Source organism: Terriglobus albidus, from assembly GCF_025685425.1.
Classification (GTDB): Bacteria; Acidobacteriota; Terriglobia; order Terriglobales; family Acidobacteriaceae; genus Terriglobus; species Terriglobus albidus.
Genome location: NZ_JAGTAS010000057.1, coordinates 549,083 through 569,505, shown reverse-complemented (window position 1 = coordinate 569,505; position 20,423 = coordinate 549,083). Strand labels below are relative to the sequence as shown.

Here is a 20,423-nt window from a genome sequence, read left to right as displayed (position 1 = left end):
ATCCTTGACTGACAGGAATTGGATGGCGTGCGCCATATCGTTCGTTATGCTTAAGCCATGGATTCGAAGAAGACCCCAGACCTGGCGGCAGAACGGTTCGCTGAGGCGGTGGGTATCATGGCGCGGCTGCGAGCCCCGGATGGCTGTCCCTGGGACCGTGAGCAGACCTTCGACACGATCAAGCGGCACACGCTGGAGGAGACCTACGAGGTCTTCGATGCTATCGAGCGCCGCGCCTGGCCGGAGCTCAAAGATGAGCTCGGCGATCTCCTGTTGCAGGTGCTCTTCTACGCCCAGATGGCCGAAGAGGCAGGCTACTTCTCCATTACCGAGGTTGTGGATGGACTGAACTCCAAGCTTGTCCGGCGTCACCCGCACATCTTCGGTGAGGTTACGGCAGAGGATGCCGATACTGTCCTTCGCAATTGGGAGGCCATCAAGAAGGAAGAGAAGGCCGGAAAGGCACGTGAAGGCGGTCTGCTGGGTGAGGTGCCTCGCAGCATGCCGGCTGTCGTCGAAGCGGCGAAGCTGGGCTCGAAGGCCGCCAAGGTCGGCTTTGACTGGCCGGATGTTCAGGGGCTTGTCGCCAAGATCGAAGAGGAATCGCGAGAACTCGCCGCAGAGGTGGCCGCAGGAGATCGTGCGAAGGTAGAGGAAGAATTTGGCGATCTGATGTTCACAGCAGTCAATCTTGCGCGGCATTTGAAGGTAGATGCCGAGCAGGCGCTGCGTCTGGCAAATACAAAGTTCCGTGCGCGGTTTGCTGCGATGGAACAGTCCGCGGGAGGCTCCCTGGAGGGTCTCTCCTCAACCCGGCTCGAAGAGCTGTGGACGGAGGCAAAGAAGGCTTGAGTACGGAGATTGTGATCCGGGATCTGTCGGAACTCGATGAGTTCGACCAGTGTGTTGATCTGCAATTGGCTGTATGGAACTATTCGCAGCAGGACCTGATCCCTCGACGTGTCTTCCTCGTCGCGTATCGCATTGGAGGGCAGGTGCTCGGTGCTTATGATGGCGACCGCATGATCGGCTTCGCGATGGGCCTGCCTGGCTTCCGCAACGGACACAGTTATCTGCATTCGCATATGCTGGCCGTTCTGCCTGAGTACCGCAACGGTGGCGTCGGACGCCGTCTCAAGCTCGCTCAGCGCGATGGTGCGCTCGCCAAAGGCTTTGATCTGATGGAGTGGACCTACGATCCGCTGGAGATCAAAAATGCCTACCTCAACATTACGAAGCTCGGCGCCATCTCCAGACGATATAAGGCAGACTTCTACGGCTCCTCTACCTCACCGTTGCAGGGAGGTCTTCCCACCGATCGGTTGTACGCCGAATGGTGGCTCAAGAGCGATCGCGTCAAGACAGTCCTCGCAGGCGAGAAGCCTCGGATGGAGATAGAACGCACCGTGGAGGTGCCTGCCGCGATCTATGAGTGGAAGGCAAATGAAGGGAACCGCGATAAGGCAGCCGCCGTGCAGACCGTGAATCGCAAGGCGCTGGAAGCGGCGTTTGCGGAGGGGCTCTCGGTGATCGGCTATGAGCGTGATGCGGATGGGACCGGTAGATTCTTGCTGGGCCGCTGGGATGAAAATCTGTTGGTTTAGAAAGAAACGAGAGACGAATGAAGATTGATGCGATAGTGTTGCGCGAGATCCAGATGCCCCTGGCTCACCCATTTGAAACCAGCTTCGGGCTGACCACGATGCGGCGCATCATGCTCGTCGAACTGCAGGCCGAGGGAACGACGGCCTGGGGGGAATGCGTAGCCGGAGAGCATCCTTACTTTTCCGACGAGATGATCGACACCGCCTGGATCATCGCGAAGACTGAGCTGGCGCCGCGCCTGGTAGGCGTGGAGATCGAAAACGGCGGCAAAGTACCCGACCTGTTGAAGCAGGTTCGCGGACACCGCATGGCGAAAGCGTCTCTGGAAAACGCTGTGTGGGAGCTGGAATCGGTTCTGAGGAAGGTTCCTCTCGCGCAATTGCTTGGCGGCGTGCGCGAGAAGATTCCCTGTGGTGTCTCCATCGGGATTCAGCCCTCGCCTGAGAAGCTGATAGAAAAGATCGAGACGGAGCTCGCCGCTGGCTATCAGCGCATCAAGCTGAAGTGTAAGCCGGGCTGGGACGTAGAGATCTTCGAGATGGTCCGCAAGCGCTGGCCGGAGATACTGCTGAGCTGCGATGCGAACTCGGCCTACCGGGTGAAAGACTCCGATCATATTGCCTCATGGGACCGTTTCAACCTGCTCATGATCGAGCAGCCGCTCTGGTATGACGATTTCTACTTCCACTCCAAGCTGCAGGCGCGCCTGAAGACGCGCATCTGCCTGGACGAGTCTATCCGTAACCGCCGTGATGCCTTGGCGGCGATTGATATGGGAAGCTGCGGCATTATCAACATCAAGGTCGGACGCGTGGGCGGTTTCAGCGAAGCGATTGCCGTCCACAACGTTGCCGCGGAACGAGGAATTCCAGTGTGGTGCGGCGGCATGCTCGAGACTGGCATTGGGCGCGCGCAGAACATCGCGTTGTCGTCGCTGGAGAACTTTCGGCTTCCCGGTGACGTAAGCGCCTCGAAGCGTTATTGGGCAGAGGACATCATCGAGCCGGCAGTCGAAGTGAGCAGCACTGGTGAGATCACGGTGCCAACAACGCCGGGACGGGGCTTTGAGGTGAAGACCGACCTGATCCAGAAACTTACTGTCCGAGAGGAACGAATCACGAAGTAGATTCGATTTTAGTTTTGTTAGGAATTTAGGGCATTCCTCACCCACCCTAGCGTTGCGAGCGTTCACCCCAACGAACAAAGTTCGTTGGGGACCCCGAGGGTGGGCACCCAGGCAGGAAATGGCTGAAAAGGCCTGCTCTATAAGTTTGAATGAAGGCTCGTTTGTAGATACACCCTAAGGAAACGCCATAGACCCGTCTCCCGCTACTGAGGCGTCTCTATGGCTTCATAGGAGCGCTGAGAAGCAACTTGATGGCGTCCTGCCATGAGAGTGCGTTCGGCAGCTGTGTCACATTCCTTGCCTCGAACAGCGATTTCACTTTGACGGTGTGCACCAGCACTTCACGTACGGTGATGTCCATAGTGAGCCGGCTATAGGTCCAGAGCCCATTGCCAAAATCGCGCTGATCGAGCTCAAGTTTACCGCCGGCGTAGATCTTTGCGATCAGGCCCCATCCCAGGTTGGCGTCGCGAAAGATATGACCCTCCATGCGCATCATGTGATGGCTCTGCGCATCGATCCAGATACGGCCTTCAAGGGCACCGAGGGCTGCCTGGGCCATTCCGGACGGATGAAAGGCCGGGTTCGGATGGAAATCCAACACAACCTGCTGCGGAGACCGCCCTGCCAGTTGCGGCTGACCGGGGACGTAGGTCCAGACCATCGCATCCGGCATAAGCTTGATCAGGTCAGCGGTCATCGCAACGTTCGATCGATCCCGTTTGTGATGTTTCAAAAAGCTGCTCGGGTCTTCCAGTGTGGCATTGAGCCGCGCACACTCCGCCTCGTTCTCTTCCTTGGTAAGGGGACGGCCCTCTTTGCTCACAAGCCGTGCTACGGCGCCCTCTTTGGCTTCGATGGTGTCGCGCACCAAGTCGCCGTGTTCGTTAACGCGGCGTGAAAGATATCGCAGGTAAAGGTTGTCACGGGTAACAACCGGAAGCTCGGTCTTGACGGTGGCGACGATCCAGTCCCGTGGCGATTGTGAAAGATCGGCTGTCTGCGCGGAGACCGGCAGGGTGATGGCTGTCAAAACCGTAAGGAGTAGGGCGCGCACCTTTTGAAGTAGACGCTCAGCTTATCAGGAAAGTTTTGCGGTTTGCCGGATAACCTTTCGTCGGATAGACTTCGGGCAAGTCCCACATGTTGCAAAAGGAGAGATTCCGGATATGAGCCTTTTGGGTGCCGGTACGCTGATTGGCCGTTCTCTGGTTATTCGCGGCGAAGTCAGTGGAAGCGAAGATCTGTACGTGGATGGATCCATCGAAGGAACGGTTACCCTGTCTGCAGGCCGGTTGACGGTTGGACCGAACGCCAAGGTCAAGGCGGATGTGCAGGCGCCCGAGGTGATTGTGATGGGTGATCTTGACGGCAATCTGCGATCCGAGGGAAAAGTAGAGTTGCGGGACAAATCGGCCGTGAGGGGCGATATTCTTGCGATCCGTCTGGCGGTGGAAGAGGGCGCTGTCTTACGTGGCCGTGTAGACCTGCGTGGACCTGAGGAGAAGGCGGAAGATGCCTCTCCTGCGGTGGAAGAGTCCTCGCTGTTTCAGCATCAGTAACCAGGAGTCGGGATCAGCGCTGTGTTGCGAGGTTTCTTCGGTGGAAGCGAGCAGGCGAGTGGGCCGCGCGGAGTGACTGCACGTCATTCCAGCGGCTGGACTCATGTTCTGAAACAGTTAAAAGCGAGCGAGGGGTTGCGGGTCCTTGATATCGGCGCTACCTCACCAGGAAACATCAATTTCCTTACCGGTCTTGGACATGGCGTCTATATGGCCGATCTGGCTGAGGAGGCCGCCAAGCCGCATTGGATCCTTCCCGCCACCGAAAGTGAGGGCGAGCGCTTCGATGTAGATCGCTTCATGGCAGAGAACTTCGATTTCGCCGGGCGCACCTTCGATATCGTGCTGCTGTGGGATGTTGCGGATTATCTTCCTGAACCGTTGCTAAAAGCGGTGATTGCCCGGCTCCACGAGGTACTTAACCCCGGTGGGCTGGTTCTGGCATTTTTCCATACAAAGAAGGAAGACAGCGACGCCAGTTTCTACCGGTATCACCTGACCGAAAACGAAATGATCAATATGCAGCGCATAGCCGATCGCAAGCTGCTGCAGGTGTGGACGAATCGCCAGGTGGAGCGCATGTTTGAGAGCTTCAGCACCTATAAGTTCTTCCTGGCGAAAGATAACCTTCGGGAAGTGGTCATTACCCGTTAGCGTTGCATCTTATCTGCAGGTAAATTCGGCCCGAATCGCACAACCGCAAAATGGAAAAAGGAAGGTTACGATGAGCAGACTTGGCGGGATCACGTTGACTTGGCTCGGACATGCAACGCTGCATCTGAAGACAGCCGCAGGGACAGCCATTCTGATCGACCCATGGATTGACGGAAATCCTGTCTATCCCGCCGATAAAAAGAAATTCGACAAGGTCGATGTCATGCTGCTGACGCACGGTCATATGGATCACACGGGATCTGCCCTGGAAGTGGCAAAGCAACACAATCCGGCGGTGGTCTGCATGGTGGAACTTGGCGATCTGCTCGAAGCCCAAGGCTTGAAAAGCAGGAAGCTCATTGCGATGAACCTTGGCGGAACGACACATGTCGAGGACCTCGAGATCTCGATGGTGGAAGCGCGTCATTCTTCCAGCTATATGATCGACGGCAAGCCGGTCTATGCCGGCCCGCCGACAGGTCTCATCGTTAAACCCGAGAATGGGCCGGTGATTTATTTCGCCGGAGACACTTCGCTTTTTAGCGATATGAAACTCATCAAGGCGCTCTATGCCCCTGAGGTTGCCGTTCTGCCGATTGGAGACTTCTACACGATGGGACCGAAACACGCCGCAATCGCTGCCGAGTGGATTGGCGCGAAGACGGTGATCCCAATTCACTTCGGTACCTTCCCGGTTCTACGTGGCAGGCCCGATGCGCTGCGAGAGGCATTGGATGGAAAAGGGATTGATGTGTTGGAACTTACGATTGGAGAACCGACAGCATAGAAGTTTTACAGAATACGAAAGAAGCCCCGGAGTGGATCGGGGCTTCTTTTTTTACTTGTCGCTTTCCTTGCGGTGCGCAGCCCAGCGGCGCTTCTGCGCATCGGCGATTCTCTTGCGCGCGTCGGGCGAAAGGACCCGCTTGGAACGCTTGCGAGAGATGCTGGTCTTTGCTGCAGCAGTTGTGCCTTTGGGACGGCCCGGACGACGGCCACCTACGGCTGCCGCACCCGCGAGCAGGGCGCGTGCCTGCTGAAGTTTGGCGATCTGTGCATCGATTTCGGCGATAATGCGAGAAACTTCCACGAAAGTGCCTCCGTTGAATATGTCCGCGGTTGGGAGATCCAGAGTAACTCTGCGCGTGCAAGGATCCGCGGATCAATGAAATCTTCTAAGTAACAAGGATACCCAGCAGATAATATACCTGCAAATTCCTGGAAATTGTACCTCAGTTACTTGGTAGTTGTTGCAGGAGTTGGTTTAGGAGCCTGTAAGGACAGTCCGGGTCCCGCTCCTTCCATCGAGTCATAACGAGCAGGAGACCCAAGAGCCTGATGGTGCTGCGTATGTTCGATGCATTCCTGGAGGCCATGCACGACCGCATCGCGATCCTTGGAATATTCCGAGGATAGCCGTGTTAACGCATACGTCACGATGTCACTGTGATGTAGATGCTGCATGTTCGGATTGCGGCGGAGATTCAACCAGAGGCGATGTACCAACTGGACATCTTCCGCGGGAATGGTGGGTGCGTGCGGCCCGATATGGAAGCTTTCAGCCTCGCCCTGCTGCGGTACCACATAGAACGTGAACTGCCGCTTCGGTTCGGGAAGCGTCTCCCACGCCTGACCGACGTGATAGGCCTGTTCCTGCGCGGTGAGCTTGCTGGAGAGGCCTGAGACTACGGCAGCGGCTTCCAGTGAGGTAGCAGTCTTGACGATGGCTGCAAAGATGTCACCGGCCGGAACAACAAGCAGTGAGATATGTTTGCCAAAGCCTTCAGCGACAGAGACTGCCTTGGTAAACAGCATCTGCTCATGCTCGGAGAAGAGCTGTTCACTGGCGTCGACATATTCCGGACCGCCCACGCCCATCATACGGGCGGCGAGTACGACAACATCCTGCTCATCAGTATCGGTGCGTGCCAAGGCCCACTTCAACGCATAGGGATTCGCCGCATCACGCATGGTGACCAGAACGCAGCCGGGGCGGATCTTTAGCTCTTCCGCGCCAATGTCATCGGAGTGCTCGAGTTGGAAGTGCTCTTTCATCTGGCGCTCTGCGAGTGCATGGCGGCGTTTGTTATCCCGCTCTGAGAGCGAAAAAATGATGAAGAAGGCGACGGCGAAGATCACACCGGAGACAGTCGCGACTGACTTGGTAAAGAGGTTTACTACGGCCGTGGTCAACAACACGCAGAAGACGCTCATCAGGCCGACTGGGATCTCGGTACGACCGATGTGCAGATTCAGTGGCACCTTCGCCCCGCGTTCCCCGCGGAAGCGATAGCGCAGGACGAGCATGGCCAGGGCATTGAAGGTGAACGACCAGATCACACCGAAGGCGTATGCTTCGCCAATCAGAATGACGTCGCCGCGGGTGATGACAATCACCAGCAATTGCATGCCGCTGACCAGGTTCACGATGCGGTGACTGGTGCCGAACCTTCTATGTGGCTTGCGGAACCAATCTGTGAGAACGCCGTCTTCCGCGACGCGCATCAACACACCGGTAGAGCCTACAATGGCGGTGTTGACTGCTCCGCCGAGGATCAGGAAGCCGACAATAACGACGAAGGCGCGGAAGGCGAGCCGCAAAAACTCCGGGCCGACCATGTACATCGCCATACCGGCGATGAGGTTGTCACGATAGACGGAGACGCGAACATCATCCGGAATGATCATGACCGCGAGCATCGATCCGATACCCGTGAAGAGCAGGCTGTAGATGGCGATGACCATCGCCGCACGCTTCAGGTTCTTGAGCTTAGGGTGCTCGATCTCGCGGTTGACCTGTGCCAGCGATTCTTCGCCGGACATGGCCAGCACTGAGTGGCCGAAGGCCATCAAAACACCGAAGAGGCCCAGAGTCTGGGCGAAATGGGTTCCTTTGAGGAAGCCGAGCGCGGCATCTGAGAAGTGCAGATTCGAAGGCGTCGGCAGCGGTGGAAGGTGGGCTCCACGGTGGACTGCAGTCACGGTGCCCCAGGTCAGAAGAAGGATCACCATGACTGTAGTGATCTTCATGATCGTCAGAGCTTTTTCGCTGGACTCCTCGATGCCTTTAATGTTCTGCCACCAGAAATAGATGGTGATGATGACGGCAAAGCCGGCAGAGGCATAGTTGACGTTCAGTTGGGGTGCTGCCCATGTGGGCCAGTGATATTTCTCGACACACAGCCTGGCCAGATCGTTCATCATGCCGACGATGTACTGACCGGCCGAAACACCTGAGATCGGTCCCGTCAGCACGTAATCGAACATCAGCGCTGAGACTGAAACCTTGGCGAAGGTGGAACCGAGCGCCTCCTTCACGATGCGGTAGACGCCACCTCGGGTAAACATCGAACAGCTCTCGACGTAAACCGAGCGCACCGAGTAGGAGAAGAGCATCACGCCGATGATGAACCACGGCGCAGATTTGCCGACAGCCTCTTCTGAGATGCCTCCCGCATAAAAGGCCGAAGAGCCAAGGTCATTCAGAACAATGGCGGCGGCTCGCCAGAAGGAAATGAAGGTGAGCATAACCGAGGAGGCTACGACGAGCCGAACTCGGTTCGATTGCGGAACGGTGACCGTGGGTTTAGAGGCCATCTTAATGGTCGCGCCTTTTTGAGGACATTGCTATCCGTCGCTCAACGAAACTGACGCCCATCGAAGAGTCTAGACCTGTGGTTGGGCAAGGTCAATGGGCGGAGCGGTATCGCTATAGCTCTGACTCGCTGGGTTCTTCATCAGGAGTGAAAACTTCCAGCAGATCATGCGCCGAACTAATGACGACAACGAAGGCTGAACCGACAAGGCCGAAGAAGAACATCGGCACAAGCAGATGCGAGAGTCCGTGAATAAACAGGTCGACCACGAACACCATTGTACGCCCGTATGGTTGTTAGACTTTCCCGAGCGGAGGATGCATGCAGGCAGTTTCGGGAAAGAGATGGGCGCTCACGCTTGGGTCGGGAGTATTGCAGGTGCTCATCTTTCCTATGGCAGGCCCTGTGCCTGCGTGGCGAGCCGCCCTGTGCTGGCTGGCCCTGGCTCCGCTGCTGGTAGCGTTGCTCGATGCTAAGTCTCTGAAGACGAGGGAGTTTGCAACCCTTGGGTATGCCTGCGGCATTCTTTGGTACCTCGGAAGCTGTTATTGGGTAATGCCGACGATGTATCTCTACGGCGGTATGAGCAAACCTGCCGGTTTCGGTATCCTGCTGCTTTTTGCACTTTACCTGGGTTTGTACCACGCGCTCTTCGCCCTGCTGATCGGCCTTCTGCGCCGTTTCTGGAGCGCCGGCTACGTACTTTGCGCCTCGCCATTTGTCTGGGTAGCGGTAGAGCTGGCGCGAGCCCGCATTACAAGCTTCCCCTGGGACCAGTTAGGTGTTGCACAAGTAGACAATCCTCTGCTGACACTGCTTGCGCCATGGGGCGGAGTCTATGCGATGAGTTTCGTCATCGCGGCGGTGAACGCTCTGGTCGCCTCCTGGTGGGTATTGGAGAGACATTCCTGGAAGCCGGCCGTGGCAGGCCTGTGTCTCACGATTGCATTGCACGCGGGTGGGTGGGTGAAAGAGAGGCGCGACGAACACCGATCGCGCTCTTTTCCGCAGGCGAAGCAGCATGCCGTCTTGTTGCAGGGCAATTTGGCAGAGTCTGGTCCGGAGGCTCCACGGAATGGCGATGCTGACTCGCTGCTGACTGCGTTTGTGCGGGAGTCAATTGGTAAGAGCAATCAGCATCCACAGATCATCATCTGGCCCGAGTCGCCTGCGCCGTTCGCCACCAGCGATCCTACATTCCGGCAGAAGATCGGAACCATGGCGCAAATAACAAACAGTGCCGCCATCATCGGTGCGGAAGGTATCGAGATGGACAGCTCAGTGCCGCGTGGGTACAAGGCATATAACTCTGCTGCCTTGTTTGCTGCGGATGGAAGTTATCGCGGACATTACGACAAGATCCACCTGGTTCCGTTCGGGGAGTATCTTCCGTTTGCATCGATATTTCAGTTTGCGGGAGGACTCGTCGCCGAGGTCGGCGAATCCGATCGCGGGCACTTCCGTATCGTCTTTCGTCCCGATGGTCACGGCTATGGCACGTTTATCTGTTACGAGTCGATCTTTGCCGACGAGGTACGGCAATTTGTGAAGGGGGGCGCCGAGGTGCTGGTCAATATTTCCAACGATGGATGGTACGGAGATACCAGCGCACCGTGGCAACACCTCAACATGGCCCGGATGCGGGCCATTGAGAACCGCCGGTGGGTGCTGCGGGATACCAACACTGGCCTGACAGGCGCTATCGATCCCTATGGACACCTTCGCGAACAGGCCCCGCGGCACATACGAACGGCGATCGCCGTGGGCTTCGACTACGCGGATGAGATGACCTTCTATACGCGGTTTGGCGATCTATTCGCCTACGGATGTTGTCTGGTCGTGATTACTCTGTTGGGATATGGTGGGTTTCGAGAGAAGCGGACGGCTTCCGGCGCAACCGTCTGCGGCGCATCCGCCTCTGGCGCATTAGAATAACGGCATGCTTGCTGATCTAGAGTTTGCTTACTCCCCGGTGCGTGAGAAGGTGCGCGACCTGCGGGAGTATCTTTGACGCCGCACGTCTGCGGCGGGAACTGTCTGATATTGAAGAAAAAGTAGCCGATCCGGCGGTTTGGGCCGATGCCGCGAAGTCACAGCCGCTGATGCGCGAGCGCAAGCGCCTTGAAGGGCTGCTGGCCGATGACGAGGAGCTGGAGCGCCGGTCGGGCGATGTCCAGGCCTACTTCGAGCTTGCCAAAGAAGGCGGCGAAGACGAATCGCTGCTCGCCGATCTGAAGCGCGAGGTCGATAGCTTGAGCGAATTTGCCGAAAAGCTCGAGACCAAGACACTGCTGGGTGGCGAGACCGATCCGTTGAACGCGATTGTCACCGTCCATCCGGGCGCCGGCGGCACCGAGAGCCAGGACTGGGCTGAGATGCTGCTGCGCATGTACCTGCGGTGGGCAGAGCGGCAGGGATTCAAGACCGAGATCAATGAACTGCAGGATGGTGATGAGGCCGGCATCAAGTCCGCGACCTTTACCGTGACGGGCGAATACGCTTTCGGCCTGTTGAGCGGAGAGACAGGCGTCCATCGCCTGGTGCGCATCTCGCCCTTCGACTCGGCTAAACGCCGCCACACCTCGTTCGCCAGCGTCTTCGTCTCGCCGGAGATCGATGACTCGATCGTCATCGAGATCAAGCCGGACGAGATTCGGACCGATACCTACCGCTCCGGTGGCAAGGGGGGACAGCACGTCAATACGACCGACTCCGCGGTACGTATTACGCACATTCCCACTGGAATCGTGGCGGCCTGTCAGAATGAGCGTTCGCAGCATAAGAACCGCGAGAAAGCCATGAAGATGCTGCGGTCGCGGCTATACGAGTTTGAGCTGGAGAAGAAGAAGGCCGCGACCAAGAAGCTTGAAGACTCGAAGCTGGATATCAACTTCGGTTCGCAGATCCGGAATTATGTGCTGCAGCCCTATCGCATTGCCAAGGACCTACGCACGCGCGTGGAAACCGGTGATGTGGACTCGGTACTGGATGGCGATCTGGATATCTTCATTGCGGGTTACCTGAAGCTGCGCCGTGAAGGCGGTGTTCCGGCGCCGATTGCGGAAGACGAGGATCTATAGGGAGTATCAAAGCAGGGCCTGCGCGTGACGCAGGCCCCTTGCTTTGTCCGGAAAATCTGAGGTACTCAGGTGCGGTTTCACGCATCCAATTTTCACCATGGTGACTGTGAATGCGGACAAGGACCTTCGGAAACAGCTTCTGGCGCTTCTGAAAGAAGCCCAGGCACACGCAACCTTTGACGATGCCGTTGCGGATTTTCCGGCAGCAAAACGAGGCGCCGTCCCAGAAGGGCTGCCGTACTCCGCCTGGCAGTTGCTGGAGCACTTGCGGATCGCACAGCGGGATATCCTCGAGTTCAGCACTAACGAAGACGGCCATTACGAGGAACTGAAGTGGCCTGATGGGTACTGGCCGGAAAAAGCCGAGCCGCCCTCGGCGAAGGCGTGGGACGAGAGCATCGCCGCAATTAAAGAAGATCTGGGAGAGTTCGAGAAGCTGGTCGAAAAAGGTGATCTGCACACGCCATTCGCCTGGGGACAGGGACAGAACCTCCTGCGGGAGGTGCTGCTGGTCGCAGACCACTCCGCATACCACGTAGGCGAGCTGATCATGCTGCGGCGGCTGCTGGGAATCTGGAGATGACGGGAGATGGGAATGAACGAGCCTGAGGTTCTGCGTCGAATGCTGGAGACGAAGAGGATTGCGGTCGTCGGTCTGAGTGACAATCCGGCCAAGCCCAGTCACTACGTCTCCAAGTACATGCAGCAGGCCGGTTACCGGATCCTGCCAGTGAACCCGGGTATCCAGTCTGTTCTTGGAGAGAAGAGCTACGCCAGTCTGACTGACCTGGTGGCGGCCGAGGGCAAACCGGATGTCGTGAATGTCTTTCGCGTCCCCAGTTTTATTCCCGGCATCGTCGACGAGATGTTGGAGCTCGGATTGACGAATCTGTGGGTGCAGCAGGGAATCGTGCATCTCGACGCCGCACGAAAGGCGGAAGAAGGCGGAATCCGGGTTGTCATGGACCGCTGCATCATGGTGGAGCATCGGCGCGCTGCGTAACCCTTCTCGTCTGGGGGAGTCCTACAATAGATGAATATGAAATGGCTCGGCCGGTTGCTCGTCTTATGGGCGGTGGTGTGCGCGTCTGGATACGCGCAGATTGAGCCCGTGGGCGATGGTAAGACCCCTGGGCCGTTGAAAGCGCAGCATCTTACGGTGGAGCTGGTTACCCAGCATCCCTACGTCTATCCGGGGGGCGAGTTCAACGCGGGTCTGGTGTTCACTCTTGAAGAAGGCTGGCATGTCTATTGGCTGAATGCCGGCGACTCCGGCGAGCCTCCACATGCGAAGTGGACGATGCCGGCCGGCATTACCGCTACTGACCTGAAGTTCCCGGTTCCGCAGCGGTTGCCTCTCGGCCCGCTGATGGACTTCGGTTACGAGGAAGGTGTGACCTTTCCCTTCACACTGAAGGCAACCGAGAAGGCGAAGCCGGGAAAGGCTCACGTCGAAGCAAAGGTGGATTGGCTGGTTTGCGCACAGGTCTGCCTGCCGGGGAAGGCCGTTCTGGGCATGGATCTCGATGTCCTGCCGGTGAAGCCCGCGGACGAAAAGACCGAAGAGCCTGTGGGAGCGATCGGTTCAGCGCTGAAGAGCCTGCCGACTCCGTTACCGGATGGCGCGAGGGTTGTCGTGAATGCGACGCCGACGGAGTTCTTGGTCACGCTGCATTCGCCGGACAAAGGAGAGGTGTGGGAGTTCTATCCCTTCGATCAGGAGCAGATCAAGAACGCCGCAGCGCAGCGGGTTGAGAGCTTCCCCGGCGGCGTACGCATTCATCTGGCAAAGGCCGAAGAACTAACGAAGAATCCGGCGGAACTGCATGGCCTCATCAAGCTCGATGACGGCTGGGGCTACGAGTTCCGCGCGCCGGTAAGCACGGCGGCAGCGGCGGCGATTCCGGGGGCTGGTTCTACAGCAAATAGCGGACCTACTGCGGAGATATGGGGCTTCCTGGGGCTGGCATTTCTGGGCGGCATCGTCCTGAACCTGATGCCGTGCGTCTTCCCGGTGCTGTTCCTGAAGGCTCTGGCCCTGGTGCAGAGCGCCGGCGAAGAACGGAAGCGGCAGCGCTCTCATGGCATAGCGTATACCGCCGGTATTGTTGTCTCGTTCTGGGCAATTGTGGCGCTGTTGCTGCTGTTGCGCGCAGGTGGAAGTCAGCTCGGCTGGGGCTTTCAGTTGCAGTCGCCGGGGTTTGTCGCGGTGCTGGCGGCCTTTCTCTTCCTCTTTGGTTTGTCACTGGCAGGAATGTTCGATATCGGCCTGTCGCTGATGAGTGTCGGCGGAGGCTTGGCGGCAAAGCAGGGATATACCGGAAGCTTCTTTACCGGTGTTCTGGCAACCGTGGTGGCGACACCGTGCACCGCTCCGTTGATGGGCGCGGCCATCGGGTTTGCCCTGGCGCAGCCCGCCTGGGTGACCTTTGCGATCTTTACCGCGGTAGCGCTGGGACTGGCTCTGCCGTATATGCTGCTAAGCCTGCAGCCCGCCTGGACGCGGATTCTGCCACGGCCGGGAGCCTGGATGGAGACGCTGAAGGAGTTCACGTCGCTCTTCCTCTTTGGCACCGTGGTATGGCTGGTCTGGGTCTTCGGCCGGCTCTTCGGTGAGGACGGTGTGGATCGCGCGGTGCGTCTGCTTGCCGGGCTGTTGTTGATTGCTATCGCCGGCTGGGCCATGCGCCGCTGGCAGGGCAAATGGCTTGGCGTCGCCATTGCGGTCCTGCTGATTATTGGCGGCGTAGCGATTCCACTCACCGGCCAGAAGGCTGCGGCAGAGGAGAAGGCTCGCTGGGCTGCCTGGAGTGAGGCCTCCGTACAGCAGGCTCATGCTCAGGGCAAGGCGGTCTTTGTGGACTACACTGCGGCCTGGTGCCTTAGCTGCCAGGTGAACGAGCGCGTCGCACTGAACTCAGATGAAGTGCAGGCTCGTTTCAAAAAAGGCAATGTGGTTTTGATGAAGGCGGACTGGACCAAGTACGATCCCGCCATTACGGAAGCTCTGCATGCGGTGGGACGCAGCGGTGTTCCGACGTATGTGATCTATCCCGCGGGCGGCACCGCCAAGCCTGATGTTTTGCCGGAGCTGTTGAGCAAGAGCATTGTGATCGACGCACTGGACAGGGATTTGAAGGACGGGGATTTGAAAGACAAGGACCTGAAATGAGCCCAGATAAAAGTGCAGATGAGCTGGCGATACGACAGGTGGTCGCCGACTGGATCCAATTCACCGTGGAAGAGCGGGTCGATGAGCTGATGGATCTGATGACCGACGACATGCTCTTTCTGACAACGAAGTTTCCACCAATGACCAAAGCCGCGTTCGAGAAGGGAACCCGCGAGATGGTAGGTAAGGCGCGGATTGTTCCTCAGGCTGAGATCAAAGAGGTCCAGGTCGAGGGAGACTTCGGTTGGCTATGGCAGGAGCTGACCGTGAACGTCGTCATGGAAGGCAAGGAGCCGGTGGTGATGAAGGGCAGAACAATGGGGATCTATCGCAGATGCGAGGACGGCAAGTGGCGTCTGATGCGCGACGCGAACATGATGCCGTAGTCGTAGCAGGAATAAACAAAGGAGCCGGACGCTTAGCATGGTCCGGCCTTTTGCTTGCTTACTCGCCCGGGTGCCCCGCCCTCGCAACGCTAGCATCGGCGAGGAATGCGACAAAATCTTCGCAAAATATACAGAACGAATTTGTGGATACGTCCTACTGCTCGTGATAGTTGACCATCAAGCCGCCGTCGACCACATAGGTGCTGCCGGTGATATATCCCGCTTCGTCTGAAGCAAGAAAAGCCGCCAGAGCTGCGACATCGTCAGTCGTTCCCAGGCGGTTGAGAGGAATGTTCCGCAACAACGCGTCCAGCTTGGGTTTGTCTTCGAGCAGGGAATGATTGATCGGAGTGACGATCGCCCCGGGCGCAATGTTGTTGATCGTGATATTCAGCGGGCCAAGTTCCACTGCCAGATTGCGGGTGAGCATGCGCAAGCCGCCTTTGCTGGCGCAGTATGTCGAGAAGTGCGGAAAAGCCATATCTTCATGGACAGAGGAGATGTTGATGATCCGCCCTGGCCGTTTCGCGTCACGCAGGCGGCGAACGAAGGCCTGTGTCGTAAAGAAGACACCCTTGAGATTGACGTCAAGCACTTTATCGTAGTCTTCCTCGCTGACATCCCAGAAGTCGGCCCCCTTTTCGACGCCGGCGTTATTTACCAGAACGTCGCATCCACCAAAATGTGCCCAGGTCTCCTCGATCAGAGATTGCGCATCGGAGACCTTTGACACATCGGCATGCACGATGAACGCACGTCCGCCTGCCTGCTCAATCTGAGACTGTGTTGCTTCCGCGCCGTCCGCGTTTCCGCTGTAGTTGATAACGACTGCGGCCCCTTCGGAGGCCAGGCGGATGGCAATATCCTGCCCAATGCCTGAAGAAGAGCCGGTAACGATGGCGACTTTATCCGTAAGACGCATGCACACCTTGGATGCTACCTTCGCGCTTTGAAGAAGCTGCGCAAAATTTCGCCGCATTCCTCCGCCAAGAGGCCCGACATTACATCAACACGATGATTGAGCTGTGGGTGGTTCATGACCGAGAGAACGGAGCCGCATGCACCTGCCTTGGGGTCAGGCGCGGCATAGACCAGCCGGGCGATGCGGGCATGCAGGATGGCGCCGGCGCACATGGCGCAGGGCTCCAGTGTCACATAGAGCGTGCATCCGCTCAGGCGGTAATTGGAGAGAGCCTTTCCTGCTTCTCGCAGGGCGACGATCTCAGCATGAGCAGTCGGGTCCTGGTCGCGCATCACGCGGTTCTGTCCGCGTCCGACGAGCTCTCCCGTTGGGGATACGACAACACAGCCGATGGGAACTTCGCCGCCCAGCTCCGCGGCGCGGGCTTCTTCGATGGCTGCATTCAGATAGTCGAGATCCTCTGGCACAGCTTCTGTTGTACTACTTCGTCGCCTCCGGGGCGGGCGTTTCGCTCAGATACTCCTTGCTCAGAGTCTTCTTCTCGGTCGCGAGGGGCAGCAGTGTGGGATAGAACTGCACGAAGGTCGTGTCGACGGCTCCGTGAGCCTGATGGCAGGTGTAGCAGCTCGCCGTCTGCGGAACGCGGGATGCCGCCGCTCCACCAGGCTTGCCGCCGACATAGAAAGCCCACTCGTTCTTGTCCTTCAGGTGAACCTCGACGTTCCGCACGCTGGTGCTTTGGGTGTGTCCGCTCTTGTTGATAGAGACCGGGTTCTCCGCGGTGCGCACCTCAAGGACGAGCATGGTCTTGTCGGGCCAGGTGCCGGTCTGCAGAAAACTGCGATAGGCGCTTGGATTGACGAAGACGTTATCGAAGATGGAGTGCGCTGCCGGCGCCGCGGTAGCACTGGTTGGCTGCGTATAGGTCATGTCAATGCCGGAGGTCAGGTAGATCCATTCGCGATAGTTGACCGGCATCACCAGCTTGCCCTCTACGGTATAGGTGGGCACGTCTGTGGGAGCAGTAGTCTGGGCACCTGCGGTAAGTAGAAGGCTGGAAGCAAGAACAGCACGGCGGAGCATGGCACGGTCTCCAGAACAAAGATTTCGATTGCGGTATCCCCGGATGATACGGGACATACCGCAGATTTGTTCCAGATTTCTCGTGCTAGAGCATTTTCACTGTAGGTGTAGTGCAGGGCTTCCACATCCATGGGCGTTTTCCGCAATGAAAACGCCGCTACACGCTTTTTCCGGGATACCCGGCAACAGTGAAAATGCTCTACGGCCGCGCCGGCAGAGACTCGTTGTCAGGCCGCGCCCACAGCGTATTGAAGTTGGTCTGAAAGTGCTGGATGCTGGCGCCATCGCGGAGGATGATGAGGTCGTTGTCCTGGCGTTTCTCCCCCGTAGGCGAGAAGTTGGCTGAACCCGTGCGGACAAACCGCCCATCGACGCAGTAGGCCTTAAGGTGCATGAGCGTGCGGGAATGCTTCACCAGGACCTGCACATTCGCCGTACGCGCCAGCCGCAGCAGGGCGGAGTTGGCGTCCCCGGTATCGTCGCTGTCCTCATCGTTGTCGGTGTTTCGGGCACGAGAGTTTTTGACTTTGTTCGCACGGGCAAGCTCTCCGTCGGTCTGGGTGTTATCGCGATAGATGCGAATCCGTACGCCACGATTCGCGGCGGCGACCAGGGCATCCGCGATGGCAAGATCGGTGAGGGCGTAGGCATTCATGTCGATGGTCTTGCGTGCTTGACCAATCAGATCGACATCCAGGTGCTCGAGATTTTCGGCAGGAGAGTAATGAATCTCAGCGGGGATGTTGGTCGGAGTAGGCGTGACCCCGGAAAGTTGCGTGCAGCCTGTAAGAAGAACAAGAGGGAGAAAAAGAGTGCAACGGGCATTCATGCTTCGACGAGTGTATTGCTTTGTGCGGAGATCAGGCTGAGGAAAATCCGAGCTTCGCTTAAACTGCCGTCGTCCTTTCATTACATATCAGACAGGCTCGCGTCGCTGAAACATCGCATTGTAGGAGTATCGACAAATTCATTTGGTCTGAGACTGCCAAAAGCATGGATGAAAACGGGTGGGAGCAGCGGGCTTCAGCCCGCTGATAAAGGACAGAAAGTAATTGGGCTTTAGCCCTGGGCCTTCTCTGCCCGTCAAGAAAAGGCCAGGCTAAAGCCCATTTCTATATTGAGCCGATAGACCGTGGGCTAAAAGCCCACGGCTCCCACCTATGCGAGCTTCGCTCGAACGTCCCGTGTTCCGGTCAGGACACAGCCTCTAAAACAGGTTCTCGCCAGCCTCTTCGTTCAAGTGCATCAGGAACTTCGTGAGTGTGCGGATGCGCGGCTCTGCGAGTTCTTTAGCGCGTGGAAGACGCAGTTTGCCGGGTAGGATATCGAGTGTCTTCTGCAGTGAATCCCGGGCATGAGTGAAGGTAACGAAGCGTGTATCCGATCCCAGCTTCGCCAGCGTGCGGGTGATGCCGATGGCGCCGAGCTGCTCAAGGATGTCCGCATCGCGCGCGATGGTCGCTTCCAGTGTCTGCGGCTCATCGTGCGGTTGATGAGTACGGATCACTTCCAGGACAGCCGCAATCTTCTCTTCGGGAAATCCTGCTTCACGCAGGATCGTGGGCGATTTCTCGCAGGTGTACGCGACGTGATCCCACCTCTTCAGAAGCTCGGGGTCTTCGGGGCGATGACCGACAAAGACCCCGAGATCGTGCAGAAAGCAGGCGGCAAAGACGACATCGTCGTCATAATTCAAACCTTCGCCGATCTGGCGTGTCAGCGCATAAAGCCGCGGCTGATGCCCGTACTTGTGCTGTGGCTGGGCATTGACGTGGAGATAGTCGATCAGCTTGGAACGAAAGTCAGACATCGTGCCTCCAGCGGTAGGGTTAGGCAGGTTCCTGCTGTGTCATGCAGTGCAATGCACCCAGACCCCAGATGAAGTCGCCGCAGTGGATGCCTACGACCTCACGGTCGGGGAAGCACTCTGCGAGCGTGTTCAGCGCAATGCGGTCGTTCTTGTCATTGAAGGTAGGCACCAGCACCAGGTTGTTCGCGATGTAGAAGTTCGCATAACTGGCGGGCAGGCGCTGGCCTTCGAAGAGGACCGGCGACGGCATGGGCAGCTCGATGATCTGGAAGGGCTCACCTTTCAGGTTGCGGGCGCTGCGCAGGCGGTCAAGGTTCTCGGCCAGCGGAAGATGATTCTCATCGCGAGTATTGTGCTCTACGGCGGTGACGATGGTGTTTACTCCGACGAAGCGGGAGATATCGTCGACGTGGCCGTGCGTGTCGTCACCGGCACAGCCGCGATTCAACCAGATCACCTGGTCGATACCGAGATAATCATGGAAAGCCTTCTCCAATTGCTCGCGCGAGACGCCCGGGTTGCGCTGCTGTACCTCGGAGAGCAGGCACTCCTCAGTGGTGAGCAGAATGCCCTCGCCGTTGGTGTCAATGGAACCGCCTTCGAGCACCAGCCGGTGCGGTCCAACGTGGGGCTCGAAGGCCGGCATGTCGTACAGTTCGGCGACCTGCGTTGGGATGCGGTCGTCATTGTGCCAGTTCGGATACTTGGCCCAGGCATTGAACTTCCAGTTGGTGACGGCCAACTCACCCTGCGGATTCCTGACGAAGATAGGGCCGGAATCGCGCAGCCAGACACGGTCGGTCTTCCAGAGATGGAAGTGCAGGCGCGCGAGATTGGCTCCAGCGCGGCGCAGGATATTGCGCGCACGCTTTTCTGAGGCGGCATCGTTGACCAGAATGTTGACGTCCTCCACCCGCGAGAGGTGACGGACAATCTCGGCATAAACCCAGGGAATGGGCTGAAACTTGGCCGGCCAGTCCTCGGCGTTGTGCGGCCAGGCAATCCAGGTCGAGGTATGGGGAGCCCACTCGGCGGGCATGCGGAAGTTCTTTTCGCTGGGTGTCGTCATTTCTGAAACCTTTTCATCACGTAGAGCAGACTGTAGCTAAGCTCTCCACTGATGCCGTAAAAATCTGCTTTTTCAAAAAGGATGTTCATGAGCACATCATCCGGGTACCGATCAGGATCACCTGCGTGAATGTGTCTGAGCTCGGAACTCAGATGGTGCTGAAGTTCGTTGGCGCCTTGAAGTCTCTTGAAGCTCTGCTCGTCTGTTGTGGCTTCACCGGCTGGATCAGGATACGTTCCACGCAAGGCGATCGTGAGTTGATGCGATGTCTGCGCCAGAAAGCTAACCTTGCCGTTCGCAGCAAGAGCCGAATATGCGGCGATAAATTCTGGTCGAGTCATGGTTGATCGTGCGTGTG

At 57.8% G+C, this 20,423-nt stretch carries 23 protein-coding genes; 12 read left to right on the top strand and 11 right to left on the bottom strand.

Translation table 11 applies throughout. The features are described from left to right. The first annotated feature begins 57 nt into the window (after positions 1-57). From mazG to menC, 3 genes are read left to right on the top strand one after another with little or no spacing between them, the layout of a single operon-like run. On the top strand, positions 58-852 hold the full coding sequence (gene mazG / locus OHL21_RS18800; protein ID WP_263418830.1) for a nucleoside triphosphate pyrophosphohydrolase: 795 nt from the start codon (positions 58-60) through the stop codon (positions 850-852). Then, entirely contained in the window at positions 849-1,604 is a 756-nt protein-coding gene (locus tag OHL21_RS18795) for a GNAT family N-acetyltransferase (protein WP_263418829.1), read from the top strand. The genes mazG and OHL21_RS18795 overlap by 4 nt, the downstream gene beginning before the upstream one ends. A gap of 17 nt (positions 1,605-1,621) precedes the next feature. Next, positions 1,622-2,731 (top strand): o-succinylbenzoate synthase, encoded by a 1,110-nt coding sequence (menC, locus tag OHL21_RS18790; RefSeq protein ID WP_263418828.1) that lies wholly within the window; start codon positions 1,622-1,624, stop codon positions 2,729-2,731. Between the two features lie 217 nt (positions 2,732-2,948). Here menC and OHL21_RS18785 read toward each other — a convergent pair whose 3' ends face one another. Beyond that, entirely contained in the window at positions 2,949-3,788 is an 840-nt protein-coding gene (locus OHL21_RS18785; RefSeq protein WP_263418827.1) for a hypothetical protein, read from the bottom strand. Between the two features lie 112 nt (positions 3,789-3,900). Between OHL21_RS18785 and OHL21_RS18780 the strand changes: the two genes are divergently transcribed. The 3 genes from OHL21_RS18780 (at position 3,901) to OHL21_RS18770 (ending at position 5,734) form a co-directional block, all read left to right on the top strand. Further along, positions 3,901-4,293: a bactofilin family protein gene (locus OHL21_RS18780; RefSeq protein ID WP_263418826.1), complete on the top strand. Its 393-nt coding sequence runs from the start codon at positions 3,901-3,903 to the stop codon at positions 4,291-4,293. A gap of 21 nt (positions 4,294-4,314) precedes the next feature. Then, positions 4,315-4,947 carry a class I SAM-dependent methyltransferase gene (locus tag OHL21_RS18775; protein ID WP_263418825.1) on the top strand — a complete coding sequence of 211 codons (633 nt, stop codon included), beginning with the start codon at positions 4,315-4,317 and terminating at the stop codon, positions 4,945-4,947. Positions 4,948-5,017: 70 nt separating this feature from the next. Beyond that, the gene (locus OHL21_RS18770) at positions 5,018-5,734 is read left to right on the top strand and encodes a metal-dependent hydrolase (protein ID WP_263418824.1); all 717 of its coding nucleotides are present in this window, start codon (positions 5,018-5,020) and stop codon (positions 5,732-5,734) included. 51 nt (positions 5,735-5,785) lie between these two features. On the opposite strand, the gene OHL21_RS18765 is transcribed toward OHL21_RS18770, so the two are convergent. The 3 genes from OHL21_RS18765 to OHL21_RS18755 form a co-directional block, all read right to left on the bottom strand. Then, entirely contained in the window at positions 5,786-6,037 is a 252-nt protein-coding gene (locus OHL21_RS18765; RefSeq protein ID WP_263418823.1) for a hypothetical protein, read from the bottom strand. Positions 6,038-6,183: 146 nt separating this feature from the next. Next, positions 6,184-8,544, bottom strand: a complete 2,361-nt coding sequence (locus OHL21_RS18760) for an APC family permease (protein WP_263418822.1) — start codon at positions 8,542-8,544, stop codon at positions 6,184-6,186. Between the two features lie 112 nt (positions 8,545-8,656). Next, positions 8,657-8,812, bottom strand: a complete 156-nt coding sequence (locus tag OHL21_RS18755) for a hypothetical protein (RefSeq protein ID WP_263418821.1) — start codon at positions 8,810-8,812, stop codon at positions 8,657-8,659. Between the two features lie 52 nt (positions 8,813-8,864). On the opposite strand from OHL21_RS18755, the gene lnt reads away from it, so the two are divergent. The 6 genes from lnt (at position 8,865) to OHL21_RS18725 (ending at position 15,181) form a co-directional block, all read left to right on the top strand. Then, entirely contained in the window at positions 8,865-10,478 is a 1,614-nt protein-coding gene (gene lnt / locus OHL21_RS18750) for an apolipoprotein N-acyltransferase (RefSeq protein ID WP_263418820.1), read from the top strand. A gap of 4 nt (positions 10,479-10,482) precedes the next feature. Next, a protein-coding gene (gene prfB / locus OHL21_RS18745) for a peptide chain release factor 2 (RefSeq protein ID WP_263418819.1) occupies positions 10,483-11,623 on the top strand; the annotation gives its coding sequence in 2 pieces (ribosomal slippage) (positions 10,483-10,551 and positions 10,553-11,623; 1,140 coding nt in all). A gap of 97 nt (positions 11,624-11,720) precedes the next feature. Further along, complete coding sequence (locus tag OHL21_RS18740; RefSeq protein WP_263418818.1) at positions 11,721-12,206, top strand: DinB family protein; 486 nt, start codon at positions 11,721-11,723, stop codon at positions 12,204-12,206. A gap of 12 nt (positions 12,207-12,218) precedes the next feature. Continuing rightward, positions 12,219-12,626, top strand: a complete 408-nt coding sequence (locus OHL21_RS18735) for a CoA-binding protein (protein WP_263418817.1) — start codon at positions 12,219-12,221, stop codon at positions 12,624-12,626. 30 nt (positions 12,627-12,656) lie between these two features. Further along, complete coding sequence (locus tag OHL21_RS18730) at positions 12,657-14,795, top strand: protein-disulfide reductase DsbD family protein (RefSeq protein WP_263418816.1); 2,139 nt, start codon at positions 12,657-12,659, stop codon at positions 14,793-14,795. Next, a complete protein-coding gene (locus OHL21_RS18725; RefSeq protein WP_263418815.1) occupies positions 14,792-15,181 on the top strand; it encodes a YybH family protein in 390 nt (129 codons plus the stop codon). Before OHL21_RS18730 ends, OHL21_RS18725 begins: the two co-directional genes overlap by 4 nt. 154 nt (positions 15,182-15,335) lie before the next feature. Here the strand turns inward: OHL21_RS18725 and OHL21_RS18720 are convergent, their stop codons facing one another. From OHL21_RS18720 to OHL21_RS18690, 7 genes are all read right to left on the bottom strand, one after another. Then, complete coding sequence (locus tag OHL21_RS18720; protein WP_263418814.1) at positions 15,336-16,103, bottom strand: SDR family NAD(P)-dependent oxidoreductase; 768 nt, start codon at positions 16,101-16,103, stop codon at positions 15,336-15,338. A 14-nt stretch (positions 16,104-16,117) separates the two neighbouring features. Further along, positions 16,118-16,570 (bottom strand): tRNA adenosine(34) deaminase TadA, encoded by a 453-nt coding sequence (gene tadA, locus OHL21_RS18715; RefSeq protein ID WP_263418813.1) that lies wholly within the window; start codon positions 16,568-16,570, stop codon positions 16,118-16,120. Between the two features lie 13 nt (positions 16,571-16,583). After that, the gene (locus OHL21_RS18710) at positions 16,584-17,186 is read right to left on the bottom strand and encodes a cytochrome P460 family protein (protein WP_263418812.1); all 603 of its coding nucleotides are present in this window, start codon (positions 17,184-17,186) and stop codon (positions 16,584-16,586) included. Between the two features lie 199 nt (positions 17,187-17,385). Continuing rightward, positions 17,386-18,015: a phospholipase D-like domain-containing protein gene (locus OHL21_RS18705; RefSeq protein ID WP_263418811.1), complete on the bottom strand. Its 630-nt coding sequence runs from the start codon at positions 18,013-18,015 to the stop codon at positions 17,386-17,388. A gap of 378 nt (positions 18,016-18,393) precedes the next feature. Further along, entirely contained in the window at positions 18,394-18,996 is a 603-nt protein-coding gene (locus tag OHL21_RS18700) for an HD domain-containing protein (RefSeq protein WP_263418810.1), read from the bottom strand. Between the two features lie 19 nt (positions 18,997-19,015). Continuing rightward, positions 19,016-20,065 (bottom strand): agmatine deiminase family protein, encoded by a 1,050-nt coding sequence (locus OHL21_RS18695; RefSeq protein WP_263418809.1) that lies wholly within the window; start codon positions 20,063-20,065, stop codon positions 19,016-19,018. Beyond that, on the bottom strand, positions 20,062-20,406 hold the full coding sequence (locus OHL21_RS18690; protein ID WP_263418808.1) for a hypothetical protein: 345 nt from the start codon (positions 20,404-20,406) through the stop codon (positions 20,062-20,064). The genes OHL21_RS18695 and OHL21_RS18690 overlap by 4 nt, the downstream gene beginning before the upstream one ends. Positions 20,407-20,423 lie beyond the last annotated feature (17 nt).